The sequence below is a fragment of the Candidatus Dormiibacterota bacterium genome (assembly GCA_035532835.1).
Classification (GTDB): Bacteria; Vulcanimicrobiota; Vulcanimicrobiia; order Vulcanimicrobiales; family Vulcanimicrobiaceae; genus DAHUXY01.
The window spans coordinates 42,721-48,828 of the sequence record DATKQG010000024.1 but is presented as its reverse complement, the minus strand read 5'-3'; the positions used below and the strand labels follow the sequence as shown (position 1 = coordinate 48,828).

5 protein-coding genes are annotated in these 6,108 nt (G+C 64.6%); all 5 read left to right on the top strand.

Translation table 11 applies throughout. The features are described from left to right. A partial coding sequence (locus VMW12_03695) for an ABC transporter permease (GenBank protein HUZ48830.1) occupies positions 1-1,129 on the top strand: 1,129 nt, incomplete at its 5' end. Beyond that, positions 1,129-1,983, top strand: coding sequence for a 16S rRNA (cytidine(1402)-2'-O)-methyltransferase (gene rsmI, locus VMW12_03690; protein ID HUZ48829.1), 855 nt, complete (start codon positions 1,129-1,131; stop codon positions 1,981-1,983). The genes VMW12_03695 and rsmI, both read left to right, overlap by 1 nt. Positions 1,984-1,998: 15 nt before the next feature. Further along, a complete protein-coding gene (gene metG / locus VMW12_03685) occupies positions 1,999-3,525 on the top strand; it encodes a methionine--tRNA ligase (GenBank protein ID HUZ48828.1) in 1,527 nt (508 codons plus the stop codon). A gap of 16 nt (positions 3,526-3,541) precedes the next feature. Beyond that, positions 3,542-5,218 carry a GGDEF domain-containing protein gene (locus VMW12_03680; protein ID HUZ48827.1) on the top strand — a complete coding sequence of 559 codons (1,677 nt, stop codon included), beginning with the start codon at positions 3,542-3,544 and terminating at the stop codon, positions 5,216-5,218. Positions 5,219-5,239: 21 nt separating this feature from the next. After that, positions 5,240-6,010 carry a TatD family hydrolase gene (locus tag VMW12_03675; protein ID HUZ48826.1) on the top strand — a complete coding sequence of 257 codons (771 nt, stop codon included), beginning with the start codon at positions 5,240-5,242 and terminating at the stop codon, positions 6,008-6,010. Positions 6,011-6,108 lie beyond the last annotated feature (98 nt).

The following is a 6,108-nucleotide window of genomic DNA, read 5'->3' as shown; positions in this document are numbered from 1 at the left end:
GATCGGGATTTTCGCGTTCATTCAATTGCCGAGCCTGCTCGGCGGCGCTTTTAGCGGCAACAAGCAAGCGATCGTCGTCGGCGATTCCGCGCTTACCACGCCCGCCGTTCCGTTACTCAAGGGCGATTTCGATATCGCCGCAACGCTCGCGCCTACCACCGTCGATATCGCGCTTTTGAAAGCCCACCATGCGTCGTCCGCCATCGTGCTCTCGCGGGTGGGAGATCGCCTCCACGTCACGATCTTCGCGCGCGATCCGGGGAGCGTGCCGCGCGAGGAAGTCCGCGCCGATTTGCTCCCGCTGCAGGTGCAGTTGGCGATGCATGGGTCGAAGGCGGCCATAACCTCGTTGTTAGCCATCCCCGTCGCGATCCACCCGATCGATTCCAAATTTTCCTCGTCGAGCCAGGCGCAAGCCGTGCGCGGCATTGCTTACACGCTGATTTTCTTTCTCTACATGTTGATTCTGCTCAACAGTCAGCTCGTCATGAGTGCCGTCGCCGAAGAGAAGACCAGCCGCATCGCCGAATTGCTGGTCGCATCGGTCGACCCGATCGCCCTGCTCACGGGTAAGATTTTCGCCGCCGCGACGCTCGCGTTGCTGCAGATGGCGATTTGGGTCGGCGTGGGCCTGGTCGCGAGTATGGGAGCCGCCGGTGGTGCCGACGCCTCCCCCATCGCGCTGGGCGGATTGTTCTCCGGCAATTTGCTCTCGGCATGGGTACTTTGCGCGTTCGTGCTGTTCTTCATCTGCGGGTTTCTCCAACTCTCGACGCTCTTCGCAGGCGTCGCTTCGCTGGTCAATCGCACCGAGGATCTGGGAAGCTTGAGCGCGCCGTTAGTGCTGCCGGTCGTCGGCGCGTTTTTCCTCGCCATCTCGGCACTGGGCGATCCGGACGCTCCGTGGGTGGTCGCCGCCAGCTTCGTGCCGATTTTCTCGCCGTTCGTCATGTTCGCGCGCATCGCGGTTAGCAACGTGCCCGTATGGCAAGTCGCGATCTCGCTCGCACTCAATATCGCCGCGTTGATCGGGATCGGCATCCTGGGCGGCAAGCTCTATCGCGTCGGCATGCTGCTCTACGGACGCGCGCCGAAGTTCTCGCAAATCTGGTCCGTGATTCGTTCCTGATGCCGCTCGTTTTAGTCCCGACGCCGCTCGGGAATTTACGCGACATCACGCTGCGTTCGCTCGACGCGTTACGCGATGCGGATATCGTCGTCGCCGAAGACACGCGCGTCGCGCGCAAGCTCCTCTTTGCGCTGGGCATCGGCACGAAAGAGTGTTGGAGTTACCGCGAACAAAATGCCGCGAGCGTTACCGAAGGCATCTTAGCGCGCGCTCGCGACGGTAACGTCGTGCTGGTAACCGATGCCGGGATGCCCGGCATCTCGGACCCGGGCACCGCGCTGGTAGCCGCCGCGCGCGCCGCCGGCGTCCCGGTCGATCTCCTGCCCGGCCCGAGCGCCGCGCTCGGAGTCGCCGTACTCTCCGGCTTCGATCTGCGCCGGTTTCTTTTCGAAGGGTTCGTACCGCGGACGCAACGCGATCGGCGCGATGCCTTCGAACGAGCGTTGCGGGGCGGCATCACGACGATTTGGTACGAGTCTCCCAAGCGTATCCACGCTACCCTCGCCGACCTCCAAGAACTCGCGCCCGACGCGCGCGTGTTCGTGCTGCGAGAGTACACGAAGCTCTTCGAACAGCAGGCTCTGGGTTCTCCGGCCGAAGTTGCCGCCGCGATCGCGGAGCCCGTGCGCGGCGAGATTGCGTTTGCGATCGCGCCGCTCGAACGCACCAGCGCCCCTGCGGCGCCGACGCCGGAACAGATCGACGAGCGCATCGACGGCTACCTCAAAGAAGGTCGCAGCATTGCCGACATCGCTCGGTTGTTGGCCCAGGGGGGCCTGGGCGAGCGCCGGATGCTGTATGCGCGTGCCAGCGAGCGTAAAAACCGCGCGAGGCAAGGGCGGCCGGTCGGCTGACGAAAGGGGAGCGCGATGAAGCGCGCCTTTTACGTCACCACCCCGATCTACTACATTAGCGGCAACCCGCATATCGGCCACGCATACACAACGGTGGTCGCGGATGTGCTCGCTCGCATGGCGCGCACCTCCGGCCCGGCCTATTTCCTGACCGGCACCGACGAGCACGGGCAAAAGGTCGCCAACGCCGCCGCGGCTGCCGGGAAGACCCCGCAGGCATGGTGTGACGAGTTGGTGCCGCGTTGGCAGAAATTATTCGCCACCTACCACGTTCGCTACGACGATTTCATCCGCACGACCGAGCCGCGGCACGAAAGCGTGGTGCAGCGCGTATTCGAACGCTTGCGCGAAAACGGCGACGTTTATTTAGGAAAATACGAAGGCTGGTACTGCGTCAACGACGAGACCTTTTGGCTTGAAGCCAAGCTCGTGGACGGCAAATGCCCCACCTGCGGACGCGAGGTGCAGTGGATCTCGGAGGACGATTGGTTCTTTCGGCTCTCTAATTATCGGGATCGGCTGTTGCAGTATTATCGGGAGCATCCGGAGTGGGTGCGCCCCAAGAGCGTCTACAACGAAATGGTGGCGCTCCTCGAGGAGGGGCTTGAAGACTTTTCGATTTCGCGCACCAACTTCGATTGGGGCATTCCGATTCCGGGCGGCGGCGGCGTCATCTACGTGTGGTTCGATGCGCTCCTCAACTACATTTCCGCGATCGGCTGGTCGTCGGATCCGGAGCGTTTTGCCACGTATTGGCCCGCGAGCGTTCAATTGATCGGCAAGGAGATCGCGCGCTTCCACACGCTCATTTGGCCGGCGGTGCTGTGGGCCTTGGGCGAGGAGGCTCCGGAGCTGGTCTTCGCCCACGGCTGGATCACGGTCGATGGCCAAAAGATGGGCAAGAGCCTCGGAAATGCCGTCGATCCCTTCGCCCTTGCCGAGCGTTTTGGCGCCGACTCTCTGCGCTACTTCCTTTTACGAGAAGCTCCGTTCGGGAGCGATTTCTCGTACTCCGAAGCCAAGATCGCCCAGCGCCACAATAGCGACCTCGGAAACGACTTAGGGAACCTGGTTCGCCGTTCGCTCAGCATGCTGCTCAAGTATCGGGACGGCGTCATTCCGCCCGGAGACGCAGCGGGGAGCGAGGTGGGCGCCGCTATGGCCGCGTTGCCGCAACGCGTGCGCACCCTCATTCTCACCCTCGATTTTCGCAGCGCGCTCGAGGCGGTGTGGGAGCTGGTCGTCGCGCTCAATCGTCGCATCGACGACCAGAAACCGTGGGTCCTCCACCGTGAGGAACGGGATACGGAACTCGACGCGCTCCTCTACGACCTCTGCGAAGGAATCCGCTGGCTCGCGATGCTGTTGCATCCGGTGATGCCGGAGCGGACGGCCGAGATGTGGCGCCAGCTTGGGGCAACCGCCCCCATCGACGCCGATTGGAACGAGGCGTTGCATTGGGGTGGGCTCGCGCCCGGAACCCGCGTCGCACTCGGCGATGCGCTCTTTCCACGCATCGAGCTCGAGCCGGCCGGCAGCTGACGCGATGGACTCAAGCGTGAGCGGCCCGGGCCGCGGCTTTACCTTCGGCGGCGGCGCTATCGCCATCGCCGGGCTGGCCGTCGCACTCACGCTCTTCATCCGGCAATTTACGCCGCAGCTCTGGCTGCTGTGCGGCGCCGCAGCGGTTTGCGTCGCGCTCGTGGCCTTCAACGCGCTGCCGATCCGCGGACTGCGCATGCGCCGTAGCGGGCGGGCTGCCGAAGCCGTTTTTCTCGACCTTCCGATCGTCGCTCCGCTCTTTTTGATCGATGGGGCGGCCGGCCCGACTGCCGCGGCCCTAGCGCTCGCCGCCGGCTTCGGTATCGCAGCCGTTGCGCGCCGCGGCAGCGCTCCCACCGACATCGCGCGTCACGGCGTCCTGCGCACGCTCGTGGCACTCGCGTTCATTCCGCCGCTCTCGCAAATCGATCCGATCTTCGCAGCCAACACGCCGGGTGCGCTACTCGCGTTTGCGGGGACGCTCGCCGTCGTGACGGTCGTCTTCGTTTTCGGCATCTCCGCCTGCACGTCGTCGGCCATGTATCACATCGGTATTACGCGCGTCTGGCAGCGTTTGGCACGCGATCCGCGCACGTGGATCGTCGGCGCTTCGAACGTGCTGTGGGCGGTAGCGGTCGGCGACCCCGTCGCCGCCGGCCACTTCGCGCTCGCAGCCGCCATGTGGGCTCCCGTCATCGGCACCTCAATACTCTTGCGCACCATCGACGAACAGACCGCAGAGCTTCACCGTCTGCGTTTAGTGCGTGACGCCGTGCAGGCGATGCTCGGCGACCGCGACCCGCTACCGCAGATCAACGCCATCCTCGCAACGCTGCGCGTCCCATCCCCGGGCGAAACGGTGACCGTGCTCGCGGCAACGAGTTCGCGCGTCGAATTGTGGCGGACGGTCACGCTGCTCGGGCCGGCGTTGAGCCCCGCCGGCGACGAAATGCGGCGGCGGCTTCTGGTGCGCATGAAATTTAGCGGCACCGCCTCGATTACGCTCCACGACCAATACTACGTCGCCTACGCGTTCGCCGCTCAGCTCGTGCAAGGCGATCTCAACGGCGCGCTGATCGTGCATCGGCGGCACGACCGGCCGCTCAGCGGCGAGCAAATCGCGCAATTCACCAACGCCGCGCGCGAACTCGCACCGTTGCTCGGCGACATGCGCTCGATCGCCGCCGCCCAAAACGCCGCCACCATCGACGGGCTCACCGCCCTCTACAACCGCGCCGCGACGCTCGAACGGCTCGATGCGATGCTCGCCGAGATCACGATACCCGATCGCGGCGCCGTGCTTTTGCTGGACGTCGATCACTTCAAAACCGTCAACGACCAACTCGGCCACGCCGCCGGCGACGATTGCCTCCGCCGCATCGGGCACATCATCAAATCCACTATTCGCAGCGGCGATACGCCAGGCCGCATCGGCGGCGAGGAATTTCTGATCGTCATGCCCGGCGCCTCGCGCGACATTGCGATGACCGTCGGCGAACGCCTGCGCTTAGCCGTAGCGCTCGGTGGCATGCGCTATGCCAACGGCGATCCCGTCACCGCCAGCATCGGCGTCGCCGCCGCCAATGTAGGCGAAACGGGCGAGAGCCTGGTGGCGCGCGCCGACCGAGCGCTCTACGAAGCCAAGCACCAGGGCCGCAATCGCATCGTCGAAGACGTCGAGGAGACCGCGTAACCTCTCGGCAAAGGTAGCGGGGTGATCGATTCGCACGCCCATATCCACGATAAACAATTCGACGAAGATCGCGACGCGGTCGTCGCGCGCGCGCGGGAGGCCGGCGTAACGACCATCGTAACGGTCGGATGCGATCTGCCCGATTCGGCCCGAGCGCTGGCAGCAGCACGCGCATACGGCGTCTACTCCTCGGTCGGCGTGCACCCGCACGAAGCGATCGACGCTCCCGAAGATCTCGCGGCCGCGTTTGCGCCGCTGTTGGCCGACGATCGCGTCGTCGCGATCGGCGAGACCGGGCTCGACTATTTCTACGATCACAGCCCGCGCGACGTGCAACAAACGGTACTCCGCAAGCAATTGCGCATCGCGCGCGAACGCGACTTGCCCGTCATCTTCCACCACCGCGATGCGTACGACGATTTTCTCGCGATCCTTCGCGAAGAGTTCGTGCCGGGGATGCGCGGCGTCATCCACTGCTTCACCGGCGACGCCGATCAAGCGCGCACGTACGTCGAAGAATTCGGCCTCTCGCTCGGTATCGGCGGCGTGGTCACGTTCAAAACGGCGCAAGCGCTTCGCGATGCGGTCCGCGAGGTCGGATTGGAGCCGCTCATCTTCGAGACCGATTGCCCGTATCTCGCGCCGGTCCCATTGCGCGGCAAACGCAACGAGCCGGCATTCGTCGCGCGCACGGTGGCATTCGTCACGGAATTGCTCGGATTGCCTCCGGACGAGGTGATCGCACGCAGCGATGCGCGAACGCGATCGCTCTTTGGCTTGAGGCGGGGTTGAAGGACGCGCGGTCCCCACGCACTGGGCCGGGAGCGTGCAGTTTTTTCGACCTGGCCCGGAGGGCCACTTCAAAACTTCGTTCTGTCGAAAAAATGCTC

Bases quoted from the DNA above. Each gene is read 5' to 3' on its own strand.
- metG (HUZ48828.1), top strand. From the start codon at position 1,999: ATGAAGCGCGCCTTTTACGTCACCACCCCGATCTACTACATTAGCGGC.
- rsmI (HUZ48829.1), top strand. From the start codon at position 1,129: ATGCCGCTCGTTTTAGTCCCGACGCCGCTCGGGAATTTACGCGACATC.